General features: G+C 61.9%; 20 protein-coding genes. 14 read left to right on the forward strand and 6 right to left on the reverse strand.

All coding sequences use genetic code 11. The features are described 5' to 3' along the window. Positions 1–66: 66 nt before the first annotated feature. Entirely contained in the window at positions 67–1,212 is a 1,146-nt protein-coding gene (gene lldD / locus ACIPIJ_RS26210) for an FMN-dependent L-lactate dehydrogenase LldD (protein ID WP_401082455.1), read from the reverse strand. Positions 1,213–1,273: 61 nt separating this feature from the next. Continuing rightward, positions 1,274–2,944, reverse strand: a complete 1,671-nt coding sequence (locus tag ACIPIJ_RS26215; RefSeq protein WP_401082457.1) for a lactate permease LctP family transporter — start codon at positions 2,942–2,944, stop codon at positions 1,274–1,276. A 255-nt stretch (positions 2,945–3,199) separates the two neighbouring features. On the opposite strand from ACIPIJ_RS26215, the gene ACIPIJ_RS26220 reads away from it, so the two are divergent. Further along, the gene (locus ACIPIJ_RS26220; protein ID WP_401082460.1) at positions 3,200–3,967 is read left to right on the forward strand and encodes an FCD domain-containing protein; all 768 of its coding nucleotides are present in this window, start codon (positions 3,200–3,202) and stop codon (positions 3,965–3,967) included. Positions 3,968–4,037: 70 nt separating this feature from the next. Here the strand turns inward: ACIPIJ_RS26220 and smpB are convergent, their stop codons facing one another. After that, entirely contained in the window at positions 4,038–4,520 is a 483-nt protein-coding gene (gene smpB / locus ACIPIJ_RS26225) for an SsrA-binding protein SmpB (protein WP_012312633.1), read from the reverse strand. Between the two features lie 163 nt (positions 4,521–4,683). On the opposite strand from smpB, the gene ACIPIJ_RS26230 reads away from it, so the two are divergent. Further along, positions 4,684–5,118 (forward strand): type II toxin-antitoxin system RatA family toxin, encoded by a 435-nt coding sequence (locus ACIPIJ_RS26230; protein WP_401082464.1) that lies wholly within the window; start codon positions 4,684–4,686, stop codon positions 5,116–5,118. A gap of 66 nt (positions 5,119–5,184) precedes the next feature. On the opposite strand, the gene ACIPIJ_RS26235 is transcribed toward ACIPIJ_RS26230, so the two are convergent. Continuing rightward, positions 5,185–5,721, reverse strand: coding sequence for an outer membrane protein assembly factor BamE (locus tag ACIPIJ_RS26235; RefSeq protein ID WP_401082467.1), 537 nt, complete (start codon positions 5,719–5,721; stop codon positions 5,185–5,187). Positions 5,722–5,818: 97 nt separating this feature from the next. Here ACIPIJ_RS26235 and fur point away from each other — a divergent pair, with 97 nt between their 5' ends. Next, positions 5,819–6,223, forward strand: coding sequence for a ferric iron uptake transcriptional regulator (gene fur, locus ACIPIJ_RS26240; RefSeq protein WP_008096237.1), 405 nt, complete (start codon positions 5,819–5,821; stop codon positions 6,221–6,223). An 85-nt stretch (positions 6,224–6,308) separates the two neighbouring features. Here the strand turns inward: fur and recN are convergent, their stop codons facing one another. Next, the gene (gene recN / locus ACIPIJ_RS26245; protein ID WP_401082470.1) at positions 6,309–7,982 is read right to left on the reverse strand and encodes a DNA repair protein RecN; all 1,674 of its coding nucleotides are present in this window, start codon (positions 7,980–7,982) and stop codon (positions 6,309–6,311) included. Positions 7,983–8,173: 191 nt separating this feature from the next. On the opposite strand from recN, the gene grpE reads away from it, so the two are divergent. The 8 genes from grpE to ACIPIJ_RS26285 all read left to right on the forward strand — a co-directional run bounded on the left by grpE (position 8,174) and on the right by ACIPIJ_RS26285 (position 18,527). Beyond that, positions 8,174–8,728: a nucleotide exchange factor GrpE gene (grpE, locus tag ACIPIJ_RS26250; RefSeq protein WP_401082472.1), complete on the forward strand. Its 555-nt coding sequence runs from the start codon at positions 8,174–8,176 to the stop codon at positions 8,726–8,728. A 101-nt stretch (positions 8,729–8,829) separates the two neighbouring features. After that, entirely contained in the window at positions 8,830–10,755 is a 1,926-nt protein-coding gene (gene dnaK / locus ACIPIJ_RS26255) for a molecular chaperone DnaK (RefSeq protein WP_401082474.1), read from the forward strand. 198 nt (positions 10,756–10,953) lie between these two features. Further along, positions 10,954–12,078 carry a molecular chaperone DnaJ gene (gene dnaJ, locus ACIPIJ_RS26260; protein ID WP_401082477.1) on the forward strand — a complete coding sequence of 375 codons (1,125 nt, stop codon included), beginning with the start codon at positions 10,954–10,956 and terminating at the stop codon, positions 12,076–12,078. Positions 12,079–12,091: 13 nt separating this feature from the next. Then, the gene (gene dapB / locus ACIPIJ_RS26265) at positions 12,092–12,895 is read left to right on the forward strand and encodes a 4-hydroxy-tetrahydrodipicolinate reductase (RefSeq protein WP_401082480.1); all 804 of its coding nucleotides are present in this window, start codon (positions 12,092–12,094) and stop codon (positions 12,893–12,895) included. A gap of 261 nt (positions 12,896–13,156) precedes the next feature. Continuing rightward, positions 13,157–14,293: a glutamine-hydrolyzing carbamoyl-phosphate synthase small subunit gene (gene carA, locus ACIPIJ_RS26270; RefSeq protein ID WP_401082483.1), complete on the forward strand. Its 1,137-nt coding sequence runs from the start codon at positions 13,157–13,159 to the stop codon at positions 14,291–14,293. 106 nt (positions 14,294–14,399) lie between these two features. Continuing rightward, positions 14,400–17,621: a carbamoyl-phosphate synthase large subunit gene (carB, locus tag ACIPIJ_RS26275; protein ID WP_401082485.1), complete on the forward strand. Its 3,222-nt coding sequence runs from the start codon at positions 14,400–14,402 to the stop codon at positions 17,619–17,621. After that, positions 17,618–18,100, forward strand: a complete 483-nt coding sequence (gene greA, locus ACIPIJ_RS26280; protein WP_346615326.1) for a transcription elongation factor GreA — start codon at positions 17,618–17,620, stop codon at positions 18,098–18,100. Before carB ends, greA begins: the two co-directional genes overlap by 4 nt. After that, positions 18,078–18,527 carry an MFS transporter gene (locus ACIPIJ_RS26285; RefSeq protein WP_401082488.1) on the forward strand — a complete coding sequence of 150 codons (450 nt, stop codon included), beginning with the start codon at positions 18,078–18,080 and terminating at the stop codon, positions 18,525–18,527. Before greA ends, ACIPIJ_RS26285 begins: the two co-directional genes overlap by 23 nt. Positions 18,528–18,539: 12 nt before the next feature. Here the strand turns inward: ACIPIJ_RS26285 and ACIPIJ_RS26290 are convergent, their stop codons facing one another. Further along, positions 18,540–18,848 (reverse strand): YhbY family RNA-binding protein, encoded by a 309-nt coding sequence (locus ACIPIJ_RS26290; protein WP_102683191.1) that lies wholly within the window; start codon positions 18,846–18,848, stop codon positions 18,540–18,542. A 102-nt stretch (positions 18,849–18,950) separates the two neighbouring features. On the opposite strand from ACIPIJ_RS26290, the gene rlmE reads away from it, so the two are divergent. From rlmE to folP, 3 genes are all read left to right on the forward strand, one after another. Further along, entirely contained in the window at positions 18,951–19,577 is a 627-nt protein-coding gene (rlmE, locus tag ACIPIJ_RS26295) for a 23S rRNA (uridine(2552)-2'-O)-methyltransferase RlmE (protein ID WP_258703328.1), read from the forward strand. A 203-nt stretch (positions 19,578–19,780) separates the two neighbouring features. Continuing rightward, complete coding sequence (gene ftsH / locus ACIPIJ_RS26300) at positions 19,781–21,685, forward strand: ATP-dependent zinc metalloprotease FtsH (protein ID WP_401082492.1); 1,905 nt, start codon at positions 19,781–19,783, stop codon at positions 21,683–21,685. A gap of 8 nt (positions 21,686–21,693) precedes the next feature. Continuing rightward, entirely contained in the window at positions 21,694–22,545 is an 852-nt protein-coding gene (gene folP, locus ACIPIJ_RS26305) for a dihydropteroate synthase (RefSeq protein WP_401082494.1), read from the forward strand. Positions 22,546–22,561: the final 16 nt, after the last annotated feature.

Below are 22,561 nucleotides of genomic sequence, written 5' to 3' on the forward strand. Positions count from 1 at the left end.
CTCGCGGGGCCACGGCGTCTGGTGCGCCGTATGCCCCGGTCATTCAGGCGGTGTTGTTGCGGGCGCTCAGGCGCCCAGTTCGCGGACCAGCGAATCGCGGCTGATCTCGCTGATCGACTTGGCACCGGTCAGCACCATGGCCACGCGCATTTCCTTTTCGAACAGCTCGAGCAGGTTCTTCACCCCGGCCTGGCCATGCACGGCCAGCGCCCAGAGGAAGGCGCGGCCGATCAGCACGGTGTCGGCGCCCAGGGCGATCATGCGCACCACGTCGAGGCCGCTGCGGATGCCGGAGTCGGCGAGGATCTTCAAGTCGCCTTTCACCGCGTCGGCAATTGCCGGCAAGGCGCGGGCGCTGGACAGCACGCCGTCGAGCTGGCGGCCACCGTGGTTGGACACGACGATGCCGTCGGCGCCGAACTTGACCGCATCACGGGCGTCGTCGGCGTCGAGGATGCCCTTGATGATCATCGGGCCGTCCCAGAATTCGCGGATCCACTCCAGGTCCTTCCACGAAATCGACGGGTCGAAGTTGTTGCCCAGCCAGCCAATGTAGTCGGCCAGGCCCGTGGGGTTGCCGCGGTACTTGGAGATGTTGCCCAGGTCGTGCGGGCGGCCCATCACGCCCACGTCCCAAGCCCACTCGGGGCGGGTCATGGCCTGCAGCACGCGGCGCATCGGGCCGTTGGCGCCGCTCATGCCGGAGTGGGCATCGCGGTAGCGGGCGCCGGGTACCGGCATGTCGACGGTGAATACCAGGGTCTTCACGCCGGCGGCCTTGGCGCGCTCCAGGGCGTTGCGCATGAAACCGCGGTCTTTCAGTACATACAGCTGGAACCACATCGGTCGGTCGATGGCCGGGGCGACTTCTTCGATCGGGCACACCGACACGGTGGACATCGTGAACGGGATGCCATGCGCAGCCGCCGCACGGGCCGCCTGCACTTCGCCGCGGCGGGCGTACATGCCGGTAAGGCCGACCGGGGCCAACGCCACAGGCATGCTCAGGGTTTCGTCGAACAGCTTCGTTTTGAGGCTGAGCTCGGACATGTTCTTCAGCACCCGCTGGCGCAGGGCGATGTTGGCCAGGTCCGAAACGTTGTGGCGCAGGGTGTGCTCGGCGTACGCACCGCCGTCGGCGTAGTGGAAGAGGAAGGGGGGCAGCTTGCGTTGTGCCGCGGCGCGATAGTCGGTGGAGGCGGAAATGATCATGGATTCTCGCAGCGTGGGTTGAAGGAGATGCCGGGCGCGCGGGCGCCCGGCCCCTTTCACTTTAGTGATGAACCAGCATGCCGGTCAGCCAATAGGCCTGGACCAGGGTGATCAGGCCGACGATGGTGGCAAAGAACAGGCTGTGCTTGACGGTGAAGCGGAACAGGTCGGATTCCTTGCCGACCAGGCCGGTGGCGGCGCAGGCCACGGCGATCGACTGTGGCGAGATCATCTTGCCGGTCACGCCGCCGCTGGTGTTGGCGGCCACCAGCAGGGTGTCGTTGACCCCGATCTGGTGCGCGGTGGTGGCCTGCAGCGAGCTGAACAGGGCGTTGGACGAGGTGTCCGAGCCGGTCAGGAACACGCCCAGCCAGCCGAGGAACGGCGAGAAGAACGGGAACGCGGCACCCGTGCCGGCAAGCACCAGGGCCATGGTCGACGACATGCCCGAGTAGTTGGTGACGAAGGCGAAAGCCAGCACCATACCGATCGACAGGATTGGCCAGCGCAGCTCCCAGATGGTCTCCTTGAAAGTGGTCAGACCAGTTTTGAAGTTGATCTTGAGCACGGCCATGGAAATCAGTGCAGACAGGAAGATCGCAGTGCCGGTGGCGGAGATCGGGTCCAGTTTGAACACGGCCGGCATTGCGGTTGGCGCGGTGACGATCGGCGCGGTCTTGACCACCAGCTGGTCGAGGTGCGGGATGGCGAAGTTGAACACGAAGTTGTACATCGCGCCGCCCGGGGCGAACGCTGCCTTGAACGGCTTCAGGGTCCAGAGGGTGACTAGCACGGTGAGGATCAGGAATGGCGACCAGGCTTTGAAAATTTCCCCGAAGCTGTACGGGGTCGGCTGGCTGCCGCTCGGCTGCACCCTGGCGGCGCCGACGCTGCCCTTGGCTTCGGCGAACGAGCGCTTGGGCTGCCACACTTTGAGGAACAGGGTCAGGCAGATCAGGCTGGCCAGGGCCGAGGTGATGTCCGGCAGTTCCGGGCCGATGAAGTTGGAGGTGAAGTACTGAGTCACGGCGAAGCTCAGGCCGGCGACCAGGGCGGCAGGCCAGGTTTCTTTCACGCCGCGCAGGCCGTCCATCATGAACACCAGCCAGAACGGCACGAACAGCGACAGCAGCGGCAGTTGGCGCCCGGTCATGGCGCCGATGTGGAAGGCGTCGATGCCGGTGACCTGGCCGGCAACGATGATCGGGATGCCCAACGCGCCAAAGGCCACGGGTGCGGTGTTGGCGATCAGGCACAGGCCGGCGGCGTACAGCGGGTTGAAGCCCAGCCCCACCAGCAGCGCGGCGGTGATGGCCACCGGTGCGCCGAAGCCAGCCGCGCCTTCGAGGAAGGCGCCGAAGCAGAAGCCGATCAGCAGCACTTGCAGGCGCTGGTCGTCGGTGATCGACAGTACCGAGCTGCGGATCACTTCGAACTGGCCGCTCTTGACCGTGAGTTTGTACAGGAACACCGCGGCAACGATGATCCAGGCAATCGGCCAGAGGCCGTAGAGGAAGCCGTAACCCGCTGCAGCGAGGGCCATGTCGACAGGCATCTGGAAGGCGAAGATCGCCACCAGGATCGACAAGCCAAGGGTGATGCTGCCAGCGACGTGGCCTTTGAGGCGGAACACGGCGAGGGCGAGGAAGAAGAACACGATGGGGATGACCGCCGCCAGTGCGGACAGGCCAAGACTACCAAGCGGGGAATAGAGTTGTTGCCAGGTTTGCATATGGGGTAACCCCTAATTGTTGTTGGTCAGCACTGGCATTGGATAATTGGTAAGACCAATTTACAATGTCTGGACGCTAGGTTAAAAGCGCGGTTGTGGGTGTGTCAATTTGTCCCGAGCAAAACTTTGGTCGTGTGCCGATGAGCGGGCGACTGATGGCGTGGGAAAATCGTCGGCTGATGGGTGTCGGCGTGGCGTGGATCGGCGAGAATAGAGGCCCCCTGAAAATTGCCGGGGGTATGTGGAGAGTGAGTGATGGTTTTTGATCAGGTCCGCCAACGGCGCCTGTCCGACGACATCGTCGATCGGTTGGAAGGGATGATTCTCGAAGGCACGCTGACCTCTGGCCAGCGGCTGCCAGCCGAGCGCGCCCTGGCCGAACAGTTCGGTGTGTCGCGCCCGTCACTGCGCGAGGCGATCCAGAAGCTGGTCGCCAAGGGGTTGCTGGTAAGCCGCCAGGGTGGCGGTAATTATGTGGCCGAGTCGCTGGGCTCGACCTTCAGCGATCCGCTACTGCAGCTGCTCGAGCACAGCGCCGAAGCGCAGCGCGATCTGCTGGAGTTTCGCCATACGCTCGAGGCCTCATGCGCGTATTACGCGGCGCAACGTGCTACCGAGCCTGATCGTGCGCGCCTGAAGGCAGCGTTCGATACGTTGCAGGATTGCTATGCGCGGGCTGACGAGGTCACGCGTGCGGAGGAGGGCGCGGCGGATGCGCGGTTCCACCTGGCAATTGCCGAGGCCAGCCACAATGCCGTGCTGCTGCACACCATTCGCGGGCTGTTCGACCTGCTCAAGCGTAACGTGGTAACCAACATCGGCGGCATGTATCAGCAGCGCAGCGAGACGCGGGACATGCTGATCAGCCAGCACCGTGAGTTGTATCAGGCGATTGTCGAGGGCAGGGCGGAGGAGGCGCGCGAGGTATCCAGCCGGCACATTCTGTATGTGCAGGAGGTGCTGGAAGAAGCGCAGCACGAGGCGCAGCGTGTGGCGCGGGCAGAGCGGCGCAGCGGGCGCTGAGATGTGCTTTGACAGCACCGGCCGCTTCGCGGACTTGCCCGCGAAGCGGCCGGTGCTGGCTTAAGAAGACTTAGTCTTCCTTGCCCTTGTTCCGCACGGCACGCTGCAGCTCGCGGTTGGAATCGCGTTCGCGCACGGTGTCGCGCTTGTCGAATTCCTTCTTGCCCTTGCCAAGCGCGATCTCGCACTTGATCAGGTGCTTGCTCCAGTACAGCGCCAGGGCCACACAGGTGTAGCCCTTTTGCGCCACCGCAGCTTCCACTCGCTCCAGCTCGCGCTTGTTCAGCAGCAGCTTGCGCGAGCGGATAGGGTCGGCGATGACGTGGGTGCTGGCGGTGGTCAGCGGGGTGATGTGGCTGCCGAACAGCCAGGCTTCGCCATCCTTGAGCAGCACGTAGCTGTCGGTCAGATGCGCCTTGCCGGCCCGCAGGCTTTTTACTTCCCAACCGGACAGGACCAGCCCGGCCTCGAACTTGTGTTCGATGAAGTAATCGTGTCGCGCCTTCTTGTTTTGCGCGATGGTCCCGGTCGGATGTTTCTTTTGTTTAGCCATAGGGGCGGCATTATAGGCAAGTCACCGCGTGGTCGGCTACGGGATTTAGGTGAGCTTGAGCCACCGCAATGAATACCGGACAATACAGGCCCTGTCATACGCACAGAACCTGTTTTTGGCACGCTGCGAAGCGCCGCCACCCAGCCTTGGAAGTGACGCCTGGATGACTACCCATATTCAACGCTCCGCCCTGCTGCCGTACCCTGCCCAGGCGCTCTACGATCTGGTCAATGATGTGGCCAACTACCCTAAATTTCTGCCCTGGTGCTCGGCTTCGAGCGTGATCGAAGCCGGTGATACGCACATGCGCGCCAAGCTCGAGGTGGCCAAGGGGGGCATGAGCCAACATTTCGTGACCCGCAATGTGCTGGTGCCGGGGCAGTCGATCGAGATGAACCTGGAAGAGGGGCCGTTCACCCAGCTGCATGGTGTGTGGGTATTCAAGCCGTTGGGTGAGAAGGCCTGCAAGATCAGCCTGGACCTGTCGTTCGATTATGCCGGGCCAATTGTGCGCGCCACTTTGGGCCCGCTGTTCAACCAAGCTGCCAATACCTTGGTGGATGCGTTCTGCCAGCGGGCGAAACAGCTCTATAGCTGATTGCCGCCAAACGACGCGCACAAAAAAGCCCGGACCTTGGTCCGGGCTTTCTCATGGCGCCTGCAATTATTGCGGCGAAGTATCCAGCGGTGCGGGGGTAGGTACCGGCGTGGTCTCGATGGTATCGATCTCGCGCTGTATGGACTCTTCCACCGAGCCTGGCTTGGCCGGCTTTTCAGCGGGCTGTGCGGCGGGTTGCTCGGACGAGTTGGCCGGGCTGACCGTGGTGTCGCTGCTGCCACCGAGGATTTCCTGGTCGCGGCTTACACCTGGCATGAAATCACCAGACAGGTTGACCAGTTGGTCGCTGTCGTTGAAGAAGATGCTCATGCGCTCCTGCTGGCGTTGGCCGCCACCAGGCTGCAAGCTGTACAGGTAGTCCCAACGATTGGTGTTGAACGTATCCTGGAGCAAGGGGTTGCCCATGATAAACCTTACTTGCCGGCGGGTCATTCCGGGGCGTAATTGGTCTATCATGTCTTGCGTAACGACATTGCCCTGCTGGATGTCGATTTTGTAAACCCCGGGAAACGAGCAACCGGCGAGTGCGAGCAGTCCCACAAAGGTGAGGCTGGTTAGCAAGAGCTTGGTGTTGTTTTGCATCGGTGGGCGACTTCCACTATCTTGGCTGGACAACGTAAACCCCGATCATACCCGTATTAGTAGAAGCTGCGAAGCAGCATCGGCGAGAAAGCTGACCATGGTTGAAAATAGCGAATTGCGCAAAGCCGGTCTCAAGGTGACACTGCCTCGAGTCAAGATCCTTCAGATGCTCGACTCCACCGAGCAACGTCACATGAGTGCCGAAGATGTTTACAAGGCGCTGATGGAGGCTGGCGAGGACGTCGGTCTGGCAACCGTTTATCGCGTACTGACCCAGTTCGAGGCTGCTGGGCTGGTGGTACGCCACAACTTCGATGGCGGTCACGCGGTGTTCGAGCTGGCGGACGGCGGTCACCACGACCATATGGTCAACGTGGAGACCAGCGAAGTTATCGAGTTCATGGATGCCGAAATCGAACGGCGCCAAAAAGAAATCGTGGCCGAGCATGGCTACGAGCTGGTGGACCATAACCTGGTCCTCTATGTGCGTAAGAAAAAGTAACGATTTCGATCGTTATGAATAGCAAAGGCGACCCTAGGGTCGCCTTTGTGCTTTCTGCTGCTGGAGGAAAGGGTGTGTGGGCCGTTCAAGCCTTGCCGCTGACCACCATCTTGCGCGCATGCGCCAGCGATTCCTTGGTCAGGTCTATACCGCCCAGCATCCGCGCCACTTCCTCGACCCGCTCACGTTTGCCCAGGCTGGCCACGGCGGTGTGGGTAGTGTCGCTGTTGCGCACCTTGTGCACGAACAGGTGGTGATGCCCCTGTGCCGCTACCTGCGGCAGGTGGGTGACGGTCAGTACCTGGCCGCGCTCACCCAGCCGGCGCAGCAGTTGGCCGACGATTTCGGCGGTGGGGCCGCCGATGCCCACATCGACTTCGTCGAACACCAGCGTCGGAATGCGTGAGGTTTGCGCGGTAATGACCTGGATCGCCAGGCTGATACGCGAGAGCTCACCACCTGATGCCACTTTGGCCAGGCCCTTCAACGGTTGGCCGGGGTTGGCGCTGACCAGCAGCTCGATTTGCTCGAGGCCGTGTGGCGACAGGTCTCCGCCTTCGTTGGGGGTGAGCTCGATGCGCAGGCGCCCACCTGGCATGCCCAGGCGTTGGATCTCGTGCTCCACGGCAAGCGCCAGCTGCTGTGCGGCCTGCTGGCGCAGCGCGCTCAGTTCGGTGGCCTTTTCCTGGTAGTGCTGTGCAAAGGCCGCCAGTTCCTCGCCCAGGCGCTCGAGCGACTCGTCGCTGGCGTTCAGGCCCTCCACCTCATCCATCAGGTGCTGTTGCAGGTGGGGCAGCTCGGTGGGGTGCACGCGGTGTTTGCGCGCCAGGGTATAAATGGTGTCGAGGCGCTCTTCCAGTGCCTGCAAGCGCATGGGGTCGGCATCGAAGTTGTCGAGGAAGCGATTGAGTTCGCCCACGGCTTCTTCGATCTGGATCTGCGCGCTGGCAATCATGTTGGCAGCCTCACCCAGCGCTTTCGGCGTATTGGTTGCGGCGCCGAGGCGGTTGAGGCTGGACGTGAGGGCGCTGAGCACATTGCCCGAGTCGCTCTCGCTGCATTGGTCGATGACCTGGCGGCAGATGCCGAACAAGGCTTCGGCGTTGGTCAGGTTCTTGTGCTCTTGCTCGAGCTGCTCCAGCTCGTTTTCGCCCAGGCCAAGGTTGTCCAGCTCTTCCAGCTGGTAGCTCAGCAGTTGATGGCGGGCACGCTGCTCGTCGCCGGAGTTGGTCAGGCGCTCCAGCTCCAGGCGGGTCTGGTTCCAGCGCTTGGCGGCCAGTTGCACTTGGCGGGCCAGGTCGATGGCGCCGGCGTACTCGTCAAGCAGGCGGCGGTGGGTGTCGGTCTTGAGCAGCGACTGGTGCTCATGCTGGTTGTGGATATCGATCAGCAGCTCGCCCAGCGCCTTGAGGTCGCCCAGCGGGCAGGGCGTACCGTTGATGTAGCCACGGCTGCGACCCTCGGCGGTGATGACGCGGCGCAGGATGCACAGGCCGTCGTCGGCCAGGTCGCGCTCGGCCAGCCAGGCGTGTGCCTCGGGGATGTCTACCAGGTCGAAGGTGGCGAGGATGTCCGCCTTGTCGGCGCCAGGCCGCACTACGCCGCTGTCGGCGCGGTCGCCCAGGGCCAGGCCGAGGGCGTCGAGCATGATCGACTTGCCTGCGCCGGTTTCGCCGGTAATGACGGACATGCCGCGGGCAAGCTCGAGGTCAAGGTGTTCGACGATGGCGTAATTATGGATGGACAGATGCGCCAGCATGAGGGCGGCTCCCGAAGGTCATGTCTGGTTATTTATACAGTAGTTTTTTCGAGCCTGCCAATGCCTCCTGGCAGATTCTGCATGCGGTGGGAAAACCACCTTGCCCCTTGAAGCTGGTTTTTCCGGCCCCATATAGCCGGCAGACACGGCGAGCTTTGCTCGTACCACAGAAATCGCGGAGGAGAGACCCCATGGCTGACGAACAGCTGAAAGACCAAGACCTTAACGCCGAAGAGGCAGGTGCAGTGGATAACGGCGCCCGCGTTCAGGAGCTCGAGGAGCAGCTGGCCGCCGCCAAGGATCAATCGCTGCGTGTTGCTGCAGAAGCCCAGAACAGCATTCGTCGCGCTGAGCAGGAGGTCGAGAAGGCCCGCAAGTTCGCCCTCGAGAAGTTTTCTGGCGACCTGCTGCCGGTAATCGACAGCCTGGAGATGGCCCTGTCGCACCTCAACCCTGATGACGAACAGGTCAAGAACACGCGTGAAGGCGTCGAGCTGACCCTGAAGATGTTCCAGGACACCCTCAAGCGTTACAACCTCGAAGCCATCGACCCGCACGGCCAGCCGTTCAATGCCGAGCACCATCAGGCGATGGCCATGCAGGAGAACGCCGAGGTTGAGCCCAACAGCGTGCTGAACGTGTTCCAGAAGGGCTACCTGCTCAATGGCCGCCTGCTGCGCCCCGCCATGGTGGTGGTCAGCAAGGCGCCAAGCGCCGCTCAACCTTCGATCGATGAGAAGGCTTGAAATCCGCCTGGGCACCCCCATCTAGGTGTCAAGCCTTCAAGTATTACCGCAGTTGGCCAAAGTAGTCGCTGCCACCAAATTCAAGTTTCGGGAGAGTTAACATGGGTAAAATCATCGGTATCGACCTGGGGACCACCAACTCCTGCGTCTCCATCCTGGAAAACGGTAACGTCAAAGTCATCGAAAACGCCGAAGGTGCGCGTACTACCCCTTCGATCGTGGCGTATGCCAACGATGGCGAAATCCTGGTTGGCCAGTCGGCCAAGCGCCAGGCCGTCACCAACCCGCACAACACCCTGTTCGCAGTGAAGCGCCTCATCGGCCGCCGCTTCGAAGAGCAAGTCGTGCAGAAAGACATTCAACTGGTTCCGTACAAGATCGCCAAGGCCGACAACGGTGACGCCTGGGTTGAAGTCAACGGCCAGAAGATGGCACCGCCGCAAATCAGCGCCGAAGTCCTGAAAAAGATGAAGAAGACCGCCGAAGACTACCTCGGCGAGCCAGTCACCGAAGCGGTCATCACCGTTCCGGCCTACTTCAACGACAGCCAGCGTCAGGCCACCAAAGACGCCGGCCGCATCGCGGGCCTGGACGTAAAACGTATCATCAACGAGCCGACCGCTGCTGCGCTGGCCTACGGCATGGACAAGGCCAAGGGCGACCACACCGTCATCGTTTATGACCTGGGTGGTGGTACCTTCGACGTATCGGTCATCGAAATCGCCGAAGTCGACGGTGAGCACCAGTTCGAAGTACTGGCCACCAACGGCGACACCTTCCTGGGTGGTGAAGACTTCGACATGCTGCTGATCGACTACCTGGTCGAAGAGTTCAAGAAAGAATCCGGCATGAACCTGAAGGGCGACCCGCTGGCCATGCAGCGCCTGAAAGAGGCTGCTGAAAAAGCCAAGATCGAGCTGTCCTCCGCGCAGTCGACCGACGTCAACCTGCCGTACATCACTGCAGATGCCACCGGTCCCAAGCACCTGAACGTGAAGATCTCCCGCGCCAAGCTGGAGTCGCTGGTAGAAGGCTTGGTGCAGCGCACCATCGAGCCTTGCCGCATCGCCCTGAAAGACGCCGGCATCGACGCCAGCAAGATCGACGACGTAATCCTGGTCGGCGGCCAGACCCGTATGCCGCTGGTACAGAAAACCGTTGCCGACTTCTTCGGTAAAGAAGCGCGCAAGGACGTCAACCCGGACGAAGCTGTTGCCATGGGCGCAGCCATCCAGGGCGCAGTCCTGGCCGGCGACGTGAAAGACGTTCTGCTGCTGGACGTCAGCCCGCTGACCCTGGGTATCGAAACCATGGGTGGCGTGATGACCGCGCTGATCGAGAAGAACACCACCATCCCGACCAAGAAGTCGCAGGTGTTCTCGACTGCCGACGACAACCAGGGCGCAGTGACCATTCACGTGCTGCAGGGTGAGCGCAAGCAGGCTTCGCAGAACAAGTCGCTGGGCAAGTTCGACCTGGCTGACATTCCACCAGCACCGCGTGGTGTTCCGCAGATCGAAGTGACCTTCGACATCGACGCCAACGGCATTCTGCACGTCGGCGCGAAAGACAAGGCCACTGGCAAGGCGCAGTCGATCGTGATCAAGGCCAACTCCGGCCTGTCGGACGAAGAAGTCGAGCGCATGGTGCGTGACGCCGAGGCCAACGCCGAGGAAGACCGCAAGTTCGAAGAGCTGGCCGCCGCCCGTAACCAGGGTGACGCGCTGGTCCACTCGACCCGCAAGATGGTCGTTGACGCCGGTGACAAGGTCACTGCCGAAGAGAAGACGGCCATCGAGGCGGCCGTGGTTGCCCTGGAAGCCGCTGTCAAAGGCGACGACAAGGCTGCCATCGACGCCAAGGTCGAAGAGCTGTCCAAGGTCTCCGCGCCAGTTGCCCAGAAGATGTACGCCGAGCAATCGGCCGAACAGCCTCAGGGCGGCGCTCAGCAGGCCGAGCCGGAAGCCAAGCACGATGACGTGGTTGACGCCGAGTTCGAAGAAGTCAAAGGCGACGACAAGAAGTAATCGTTGCATGTTGTCGGCCAGCTCACCGGCGTTTGCCGGTGAGCTGGTAGGATGTCGCCGCGCGGGGGCTTGCTCCCGCGTTGGCGTATCTGGAATTCGAGAATTTTTACAGCATTTGTCTTGCGCCATTCGTGGTTGGCAGGCAGGTGTTGATGGCGCGGCGCGGATGCCGGACGCCCAACAAGGTGCAAATGACCTATGTCCAAGCGTGATTATTATGAGGTCCTGGGTGTCGAGCGCGGCGCCAGTGAAGCTGACCTGAAAAAGGCTTATCGCCGGCTGGCGATGAAGTTCCACCCGGACCGCAACCCGGGCGATAAAGAGTCGGAAGACAAGTTCAAGGAGGCCAACGAGGCCTACGAAGTGCTGTCTGACGCGAGCAAGCGCGCGGCGTTCGACCAATATGGCCACGCCGGCGTCGACCCGAGCATGGGTGGCGGTGGTGCGGGCTTCGGCGGCGCCAACTTCTCCGACATCTTTGGCGATGTATTCAGCGACTTCTTCGGCGGCGGCCGTGGCGGTGGTCGTGGTGGTGCCGCACGCGGCAGCGACCTGCGCTACACCCTGGAGCTGAACCTCGAAGAAGCCGTGCGCGGTACCACGGTCAATATCCGTGTACCGACACTGGTCAACTGCCAGCCGTGCGACGGCAGTGGTGCGAAGAAGGGGTCGACCCCGTCCACCTGCCCAACCTGCGGTGGTATCGGCCAGGTGCGCATGCAGCAGGGCTTCTTCTCGGTGCAGCAAACCTGCCCGCGTTGTCATGGCCAGGGCAAGATCATCACCGACCCGTGCAACTCGTGCCATGGCGAAGGCCGTGTCGAAGAGTACAAGACCCTGTCGGTCAAGGTGCCGGCCGGTGTCGACACCGGTGACCGCATTCGCCTGTCCGGCGAGGGCGAGGCGGGTACGCATGGCGGGCCGACTGGCGACCTGTACGTGGTGATCAATGTGCGTGAGCACGAGATCTTCCAGCGTGACGGCAAGCATCTGTATTGCGAAGTGCCGATCAGCTACACCGACGCTGCCCTGGGTGGCGAGCTGGAAGTGCCGACCCTCGATGGCCGTGTGAAGCTCAAGATTCCGGAAGGCACTCAGACCGGCAAGCAGTTCCGCCTGCGTGGCAAGGGTGTCGCGCCGGTGCGTGGCGGTGGTGCGGGTGACCTGCTGTGCCGCGTGGCGGTGGAAACCCCGGTCAACCTCAGCCGTCGCCAGCGCGAGCTGCTCGAAGAGCTGCGTGATTCACTGGAAGGCGACAGCTCCCACTCGCCCAAGGCCAATGGCTGGTTCGATGGCGTGAAGCGCTTCTTCGGCGATCTCTGACAAGGAAATAGCTATGCGACGTATTGCAGTGATGGGCGCGGCGGGGCGGATGGGCAAGACCCTCATCGAAGCCGTGCAGCAAACCCCGGGTGCCGGTCTGACGGCCGCAATCGATCGCCCGGACAGTTCGCTGGTCGGGGCTGATGCCGGTGAGTTGGCGGCCCTCGGACGAATCGGCGTATTGCTGTCCGACGACCTGGCCAAGGTGGTCGACGAATTCGATGTGCTGATCGACTTCACTCACCCCTCGGTGACGCTGAAGAACCTGGCGTTCTGCCGCAAGCACGGCAAGGCGATGATCATCGGTACCACCGGGTTCAGCGTCGAAGAGAAGCAATTGCTGGCCGAGGCGGGCAAAGACATTCCAATCGTCTTCGCCGCCAACTTCAGTGTCGGCGTCAACCTCAGCCTCAAGTTGCTGGACATGGCCGCGCGGGTGCTGGGCGATGACGTCGACATCGAGATCATCGAGGCGCACCATCGGCACAAGGTCGATGCGCCGTCGGGCACCGCGCTGCGCATGGGTGAAGTGGTTGCCAATGCGCTGGGCCGTGACCTGCAGGAAGTGGCGGTGTATGGCCGTGAGGGCCAGACCGGCGCGCGTGATCGCAAGACCATCGGCTTCGCCACCGTGCGTGCCGGCGATGTGGTCGGTGACCACACCGTGTTGTTCGCCGCTGAAGGCGAGCGCCTGGAAATCACCCACAAGGCCTCCAGCCGCATGACCTTTGCCAAGGGTGCGGTGCGTGCGGCGCTGTGGCTGGATGGGCGTGAGGCGGGTCTTTACGACATGCAGGACGTGCTGGAGCTGCGCTAAGCCTTGCCGCGATTGTGATGGCCTCATCGGCGGCTTGCCGGCGATGGGGTGCAAGGCACCCTGTCGCAATCATGTGTTTTAGAGGCACATATACGGTAGACCTGAAACGCACTTTTCTGTAAGCTACAGCTTTAGTGTGTCCACTAAAAGCGCGCAGCGAATTGAATTCAGCACATAAAAGCGGGGTGACGTGTCCATACGTCACTCCGCTTTTTTGCAACCTGCGATCGCCCTTTCATGCTTGATTTACGGGAGGTCTTCTTGACAAAGCCAGCCATACTCGCCCTTGCCGACGGCAGTATTTTTCGCGGTGAAGCCATCGGTGCCGACGGTCAGACCGTTGGTGAGGTGGTATTCAACACCGCTATGACCGGCTACCAGGAAATCCTTACAGACCCTTCCTATGCGCAGCAAATCGTTACCCTGACCTACCCGCACATCGGCAACACCGGGACCACCCCGGAAGACGCCGAGTCGAACCGCGTCTGGTCCGCTGGCCTGGTCATCCGTGACCTGCCGCTGCTGGCCAGCAACTGGCGCAACACCCAGTCGCTGCCTGACTACCTGAAGGCCAACAATGTCGTCGCCATCGCTGGCATCGACACTCGCCGCCTGACCCGTATCCTGCGTGAAAAGGGCGCCCAGAACGGCTGCATCCTCGCCGGTGACAACATAAGCGAAGAAGCCGCCATCGCTGCTGCCCGTGCCTTCCCAGGCCTGAAGGGCATGGACCTGGCCAAGGTCGTTTCCACCAAAGAGCGTTACGAGTGGCGCTCCAGCGTGTGGGAACTGAAAACCGACAGCCACCCGACCCTGGAAGCTTCCGAGCTGCCGTACCACGTGGTCGCCTTCGACTACGGCGTCAAGCTGAACATCCTGCGCATGCTGGTCGCCCGTGGCTGCCGCGTGACCGTGGTGCCTGCCCAGACCCCGGCCAGCGAAGTGCTCGCGCTCAACCCCGATGGCGTGTTCCTGTCCAACGGCCCAGGTGATCCGGAGCCATGCGACTACGCCATCCAGGCGATCAAAGAGATCCTCGAAACCGAGATCCCGGTGTTCGGCATTTGCCTGGGCCACCAGCTGCTGGCCCTGGCCTCCGGCGCCAAGACCCTGAAAATGGGCCACGGCCACCACGGTGCCAACCACCCGGTCCAGGACCTGGACACCGGGGTGGTCATGATCACCAGCCAGAACCACGGCTTTGCCGTAGACGAAGCCACGCTGCCGGCTAACGTTCGCGCCATCCACAAGTCGCTGTTCGACGGCACCCTGCAGGGCATCGAGCGCACCGACAAGAGCGCGTTCAGCTTCCAGGGCCACCCTGAAGCAAGCCCAGGCCCGACCGACGTCGCGCCACTGTTCGATCGTTTCACCGATGCCATGGCCAAGCGCCGCTGAGCATCCTGCATCAAGGCCCCGGGCCGGCTCGCGCCGCGCCCGGAAGCGCCTGACCCAGATTGTTCAAGACGGCTTGCCGACTGACCCGCGGATTTGAGTGACAACCATGCCAAAACGTACAGACATCAAAAGCATCCTGATTCTCGGCGCTGGCCCGATCGTGATCGGCCAGGCCTGCGAATTCGACTACTCCGGCGCCCAGGCTTGCAAAGCCCTGCGCGAGGAAGGTTTCCGCGTCATCCTGGTGAACTCCAACCCGGCCACCATCATGACCGACCCGTCGATGGCCGACGCTACCTACATCGAGCCGATCAAATGGCAATCGGTAGCCAAGATCATCGAAAAAGAGCGCCCAGACGCTGTGCTGCCAACCATGGGTGGCCAGACCGCACTGAACTGCGCCCTGGACCTGGAGCGCCACGGCGTTCTGGAGAAGTTCGGCGTCGAGATGATCGGTGCCAACGCCGACACCATCGACAAGGCTGAAGACCGTTCGCGCTTCGACAAGGCCATGAAGGACATCGGCCTGGAGTGCCCGCGCTCGGGTATCGCCCACAGCATGGAAGAGGCCAATGCGGTCCTCGAAAAGCTCGGTTTCCCGTGCATCATTCGCCCGTCGTTCACCATGGGCGGCACCGGTGGCGGTATTGCCTACAACCGTGAAGAATTCGAAGAAATCTGCACCCGTGGTCTGGACCTGTCGCCGACCAAAGAGCTGCTGATCGACGAATCGCTGATCGGCTGGAAAGAGTACGAGATGGAAGTGGTCCGCGACAAAAAGGACAACTGCATCATCGTCTGCTCGATCGAAAACTTCGACCCGATGGGCGTGCACACCGGTGACTCGATCACTGTGGCTCCAGCACAGACCCTGACCGACAAGGAATACCAGATCATGCGCAACGCCTCGCTGGCGGTGCTGCGTGAAATCGGTGTCGAAACCGGCGGTTCCAACGTGCAGTTCGGTATCTGCCCGGACACCGGCCGCATGGTCGTGATCGAGATGAACCCGCGCGTATCGCGTTCGTCCGCCCTGGCTTCGAAGGCCACCGGCTTCCCGATCGCCAAGATCGCCGCCAAGCTGGCCATCGGTTACACCCTCGACGAACTGCAGAACGACATCACCGGCGGCCGCACCCCGGCTTCCTTCGAGCCGTCGATCGACTACGTTGTCACCAAGCTGCCGCGCTTCGCCTTCGAAAAATTCCCGAAAGCTGACGCCCGCCTGACCACCCAGATGAAATCCGTGGGTGAAGTCATGGCCATCGGCCGTACCTTCCAGGAGTCCCTGCAGAAAGCCCTGCGCGGCCTGGAAGTCGGTGCCTGCGGCCTCGACCCTAAAGTCGACCTGGCCAGCGCTGACGCCGCCAGCATCCTCAAGCGCGAGCTGACCGTGCCGGGCGCGGAGCGTATCTGGTACGTGGCCGACGCCATGCGTTCGGGCATGACCTGCGAAGAAATCTTTGCCCTGACCGGCATCGACATGTGGTTCCTGGTGCAGATGGAAGATCTGATCAAGGAAGAAGAGAAGGTTAAGACCCTGGCCCTGTCGGCCATCGACAAGGCGATGATGCTGCGCCTCAAGCGCAAGGGTTTCTCGGACCAGCGCCTGGCCGTGCTGCTCGGGATCACCGACAAGAACCTGCGCCGTCACCGCCACAAGCTGGAAGTGTTCCCGGTGTACAAGCGCGTCGACACCTGCGCCGCCGAGTTCGCCACCGACACCGCCTACCTGTACTCGACCTATGAGGAAGAGTGCGAGGCCAACCCGTCCACCCGCGACAAGATCATGATCCTGGGTGGCGGCCCGAACCGTATCGGCCAAGGCATCGAGTTCGACTACTGCTGCGTGCACGCCGCGCTGGCGCTGCGTGAAGACGGTTACGAGACCATCATGGTCAACTGCAACCCGGAAACCGTCTCCACCGACTACGACACCTCCGACCGCCTCTACTTCGAGCCGCTGACCCTGGAAGACGTGCTGGAAGTCTGCCGCGTCGAGAAGCCGAAGGGTGTGATCGTCCACTACGGCGGCCAGACCCCGCTGAAACTGGCCCGTGCACTGGAAGAAGCCGGCGTACCGATCATCGGTACCAGCCCGGATGCCATCGACCGTGCCGAAGACCGTGAGCGCTTCCAGCAAATGGTTCAGCGCCTGAACCTGCTGCAGCCGCCAAACGCTACTGTGCGCAGCGAAGAAGAAGCCATCCGCGCCGCGGGCAGCATCGGTTACCCGCTGGTGGTGCGCCCGTCCTACGTACTGGGCGGCCGTGCGATGGAAATCGTCTACGAACTGGACGAGCTCAAGCGCTACCTGCGTGAAGCGGTACAGGTGTCCAACGACAGCCCTGTTCTGCTGGACCACTTCCTCAACTGCGCCATCGAGATGGACGTGGATGCGGTCTGCGACGGTACCGACGTGGTGATCGGCGCGATCATGCAGCACATCGAGCAGGCCGGCGTTCACTCCGGTGACTCGGCGTGCTCGCTGCCACCTTACTCGCTGAGCAAGGAAGTGCAGGACGAAGTCCGCGTACAAGTGTCGAAAATGGCCCTGGAGCTGGGCGTTGTCGGCCTGATGAACGTGCAGCTGGCCCTGCAGGGTGACAAGATCTACGTGATCGAGGTCAACCCGCGTGCCTCGCGTACCGTACCGTTCGTTTCCAAGTGCATCGGCACCTCGCTGGCGATGATCGCGGCCCGCGTCATGGCCGGCAAGACCCTGAAAGAACTGGGCTTCACCCAGGAAATCATTCCGAACTTCTACAGCGTCAAGGAAGCCGTCTTCCCGTTCGCCAAGTTCCCAGGGGTTGACCCGATCCTCGGCCCTGAGATGAAATCGACCGGTGAAGTCATGGGTGTCGGTGACAGCTTCGGTGAAGCGTTCGCCAAGGCCCAGATGGGTGCCAGCGAAGTGCTGCCGACCGGCGGTACCGCGTTCATCAGCGTGCGTGACGACGACAAGCCGCAAGTGGCTGGCGTTGCCCGTGACCTGATCGCCCTGGGTTTTGAAGTGGTTGCCACTGCAGGTACTGCCAAGGTGATCGAGGCAGCGGGCCTGAAAGTGCGCCGCGTGAACAAGGTGACCGAAGGTCGCCCGCACGTGGTCGACATGATCAAGAACGACGAAGTGTCGTTGATCATCAACACCACCGAAGGTCGCCAGTCGATCGCCGATTCCTACTCGATTCGTCGCAATGCGTTGCAGCACAAGATCTACTGCACCACGACCATTGCGGCCGGTGAAGCCATCTGTGAAGCGCTGAAATTCGGCCCTGAAAAGACCGTTCGTCGCTTGCAGGATCTGCATGCAGGACTCAACGCATGAGCATTACCAAATACCCGATGACCGTCCAGGGCGCTCGCGCCCTGGAAGAGGAACACCTGTTCCTGAGCAAGACCGAGCGCCCGCGCCTGAGCCAGGCAATTGGTGAAGCGCGCGAGCTGGGCGACCTCAAGGAAAACGCTGAATACCATGCCGCGCGTGAAGAGCAAGGCATGGTCGAAGCGCGTATCCGCGATATCGAAGGCCGTCTGCAGAACTCGGTGGTAATCGACGTGACCACCATTCCCCACACCGGCAAGGTGATCTTCGGCACCACCGTGGAGCTGGCCAACACCGAGACTGACGAGCGGGTGAAATACCAGATCGTCGGCGAGGATGAAGCCAACATCAAGCTCGGCAAGTTGTCGGCGAGTGCGCCGATTGCCCGTGCCATCATCGGCAAGGAAGAAGGCGACGTTGTCGTCATCAAGACGCCAAGCGGCACGGTCGAGTACGAGATTGTCGAAGTCCAGCACATCTGACCGGCGCCTGCGGGCGCCATCCCTTGAGGGGATCCTCTGGCAACTGGCCCAGGTTTTCTGGGTCGGGGGCCTGTGGGTGTTCCATGTGGGCTTGGTGCCGGCGCTCAAAGTCACTGGCTTGGCGCCCTTGCTGGTGCAGGATGTCGCTGGCCAGATCGATCGCTGGTTGATTGGTGTGGCGCTGCTTGGGTTGCTGACCCAGCTGGCGGTGCTGGCGAGGGTGGACGGCCTGGCGGCCTGGTGGCGGCAATTTCGCGGCCAGATGCTGCTGCTGGGTTTTGCGGCCTGCGTGGGGTACTACACGCTGCGCTACGGCATTTCGGTTGGCGAGCGCTGGCAGATGTTCTGTTTCCTGGTGCTGGGCTTTTCCGGCATCGTGCTGGTGGCCCAACCGGTTCCGGTCAGGGCGCGCAAGGCGCGCCACTGATCGGCACCACCGTTATTTGTAGCGGTGGATGTTGGACAGCTGTTTGTTCGGCTGTGGGTTCTTGCGGTAGATCAGCGCTTTCTTGCCGATGGTCTGCACCAGCTCGGCGCGGCCAACCTTGCACAATTCGGCAATGGCGGCAGCACGTTCTTCACGATCTTCGGAGCGAATCTCGACCTTGATCAGTTCATGATCGGCGAGTGCGCGTTCCAGTTCGGCGGCAACGCCTTCGTTAACACCGTTGCCAGCAACGATCAGGACCGGCTTCAGGTCATGACCAATGGACTTGTATTGCTTCTTCTGCTCGTTATTGAGCGGCATAATCTGACCCTTTCCGTCTGATTCTGTAAAATTGACAGGCATTTTACCCGAGGGCCCCTGGCTCCGCCCAGTCAATCACGACGCATATCATCGAGGTGCCCCGTGGTACAACGTTCCAAAAGCAGCGCTAACTGGCTGCGAGAGCATTTTAACGACCCTTTTGTGAAGCAGGCGCAGAAGGATGGCTACCGCTCGCGTGCGAGCTACAAGCTGCTTGAGATCCAGGAGAAAGACCGCCTGATCCGCCCTGGCATGAGCGTGATCGACCTGGGCGCCGCCCCAGGCGGGTGGTCGCAGGTGACCAGTCGTCTGATTGGTGGCCAAGGCCGCCTGATCGCCTCCGATATCCTTGAGATGGACTCGATCCCGGACGTTACCTTCATCCAGGGCGACTTCACCCAGGACGAAGTGCTGCAGCAGATCCTCGACGCAGTGGGCGATTCGCATGTAGACCTTGTGATTTCCGACATGGCCCCCAATATGAGTGGTACGCCTGAAGTGGACATGCCGCGCGCGATGTTCCTCTGCGAGTTGGCCCTGGACCTGGCAACTCGTGTGCTCAAGCCTGGTGGTGACTTCCTCATCAAGATTTTCCAGGGCGAAGGCTTCGACATGTACCTGAAGGACGTGCGTACCAAGTTCGACAAGGTACAGATGCGCAAGCCTTCCTCTTCACGCGATCGCTCGCGTGAGCAGTACCTGCTGGGCAAGGGCTTCAAGGGCGTGTGACAGGCGTGCTACGGGGTGGCCGATAGTTATTTCCAATCAGCCGCCCCGTCAGGATCGTCCGAACTTCGTGTAGTCTAGGTTTCACAAAGGGTTACAGACGGTGCCTGCGGATGCGTAGGTAATGTAGTAAGTTAGGGCGATGAATATCATGCGAGGCACGGCTGCGTCGTGCGCCGGCCTCAGAGGGTAGCGAATTGAACGACATGGCAAAGAATCTGATCCTGTGGTTGATCATCGCAGCTGTCCTGGTGACAGTGATGAACAACTTCTCAAGCCCTAACGAGCCGCAGACCCTCAACTACTCCGACTTCATCCAGCAGGTCAAGGATGGCAAGGTCGAGCGTGTGACCGTCGACGGCTACATCATTACCGGCAAGCGCGCCGACGGCGACAATTTCAAGACCGTTCGCCCGGCCATTACCGACAACGGCCTGATCGGTGACCTGGTCGACAACCACGTGGTCGTCGAAGGCAAGCAGCCCGAGCAGCAGAGCATCTGGACGCAGTTGCTGGTCGCCAGCTTCCCGATCCTGGTGATCATTGCCGTGTTCATGTTCTTCATGCGCCAGATGCAAGGTGGCGCAGGCGGCAAGGGCGGGCCGATGAGTTTCGGCAAGAGCAAGGCGCGCCTGCTGTCCGAAGACCAGGTCAAGACTACCCTGGCCGACGTTGCAGGTTGCGACGAAGCCAAGGAAGAGGTCGGCGAACTGGTCGAGTTCCTGCGCGACCCAGGCAAGTTCCAGCGCCTGGGCGGCCGCATCCCGCGTGGCGTGCTGATGGTCGGCCCGCCCGGTACGGGTAAAACCCTGCTCGCCAAGGCCATCGCCGGCGAGGCCAAGGTGCCGTTCTTCACCATTTCCGGTTCCGACTTCGTCGAAATGTTCGTCGGCGTGGGCGCAAGCCGCGTGCGCGACATGTTCGAGCAGGCCAAGAAGCACGCCCCGTGCATCATCTTCATCGACGAGATCGATGCCGTCGGTCGCCACCGTGGCGCCGGCATGGGTGGCGGTCACGACGAGCGTGAACAAACCCTCAACCAGTTGCTGGTAGAGATGGACGGCTTCGAAATGAACGATGGCATCATCGTCATTGCTGCCACCAACCGTCCGGATGTACTCGACCCTGCGCTGCTGCGCCCGGGCCGCTTCGACCGCCAGGTGGTGGTCGGCCTGCCGGATATCCGTGGCCGTGAGCAGATCCTCAAGGTGCACATGCGCAAGGTGCCGGTCGGCGAAAACGTCAACCCGGCGGTCATTGCCCGGGGTACCCCTGGCTTCTCCGGTGCCGACCTGGCCAACCTGGTCAACGAGGCTTCGCTGTTCGCTGCGCGTTCCAACAAGCGCCTGGTCGAAATGAAAGAGTTCGAGCTGGCCAAAGACAAGATCATGATGGGCGCCGAGCGCAAGACCATGGTCATGTCCGAGAAAGAAAAGCGGAACACCGCCTATCACGAGGCTGGTCATGCCATCGTCGGCCGTCTGGTGCCTGAGCACGACCCGGTCTACAAGGTTTCGATCATCCCGCGCGGCCGCGCCCTGGGTGTGACCATGTTCCTGCCTGAGGAAGACCGTTACAGCCTGTCCAAGCGCGCGCTGATCAGCCAGATCTGCTCGCTGTACGGTGGCCGTATCGCCGAAGAAATGACCCTGGGCTTCGACGGTGTCACGACCGGCGCGTCCAACGACATCATGCGCGCCAGCCAGATTGCCCGGAACATGGTCACCAAGTGGGGCCTGTCCGAGAAGCTCGGCCCGCTGATGTACGCGGAAGAAGAGGGCGAAGTGTTCCTGGGTCGCAGTGCCGGCAGCCAGCACGCCAGCGTGTCCGGCGAGACGGCCAAGCTGATCGACTCCGAGGTGCGCAGCATCATCGACCAGTGCTACGCCACGGCCAAGCAATTGCTGATCGAAAACCGCGACAAGCTCGAAGCGATGACCGAAGCACTGATGAAGTACGAGACCATTGATGCCGATCAGATCGATGACATCATGGCTGGCCGTACGCCACGCGAACCGCGTGATTGGGATGATGACAAGCATTCGGGCACCCCAGCTGCCCAGGATGATCGCCCGGAATCGCCGATCGGCGGTCCAGCGGCTCAACACTAAGGGCATCTATGAGCTCACAGCTGTACCCGACCCGGTTGCCCTGCGGCAACCGGGTTCTTGATTTGTCCCGTACCCATGTCATGGGTATCCTCAATATCACCCCTGACTCCTTCTCTGATGGCGGTCGCTTCAGCCAGCGTGACGAAGCGTTGCGCCATGCCGAAGCGATGGTTGCAGCCGGTGCGACGCTGATCGACATCGGTGGCGAATCGACTCGCCCCGGTGCGCGTGCAGTTTCCGTGACCGAAGAGCTCGAGCGTGTGGCGCCGATGGTCGAGGCCATCAACAGCCGCCTCGATGTCGTGATCTCGGTCGATACCTCCACCCCTGCCGTCATGCGTGAGTCCGCCCGGCTGGGTGCCGGCTTGATCAATGATGTGCGTGCCTTGGAGCGCGATGGCGCCCTGGATGCCGCGGCGGATACCGGCCTTCCGGTGTGCCTGATGCACATGCGTGGCGAGCCGGGGAACATGCAGGACGACCCGCATTACGAGGATGTGACCGCCGACGTAACGCGCTATCTTGAACAGCGGATGGCCGCTTGCGCAGCGGCGGGCATCGGCGCCGAGCGGGTCATTCTTGACCCGGGGTTCGGCTTCGCCAAGACCTTGGCTCACAACCTCAGCCTGTTCAAGCACATGGAATCGCTCTACCGCCTTGGGCGCCCCCTGTTGGTGGGTGTGTCACGCAAGAGCATGATCGGGCTGACGCTGGAGCGCCCGGTCGGTGAGCGGCTGTACGGCAGCCTGGCGCTGGCAGCATTGGCGATGACCAAGGGCGCCAGTATTTTGCGCGTCCACGATGTGGCCGAGACCGCCGATGTGGTGCGCATGATCGCTGCGGTACAGAACGCCGAATAAAAGTATTGGAGTCACT

The sequence above is a fragment of the Pseudomonas sp. NPDC087185 genome (assembly GCF_044744955.1).
GTDB lineage: Bacteria > Pseudomonadota > Gammaproteobacteria > Pseudomonadales > Pseudomonadaceae > Aquipseudomonas.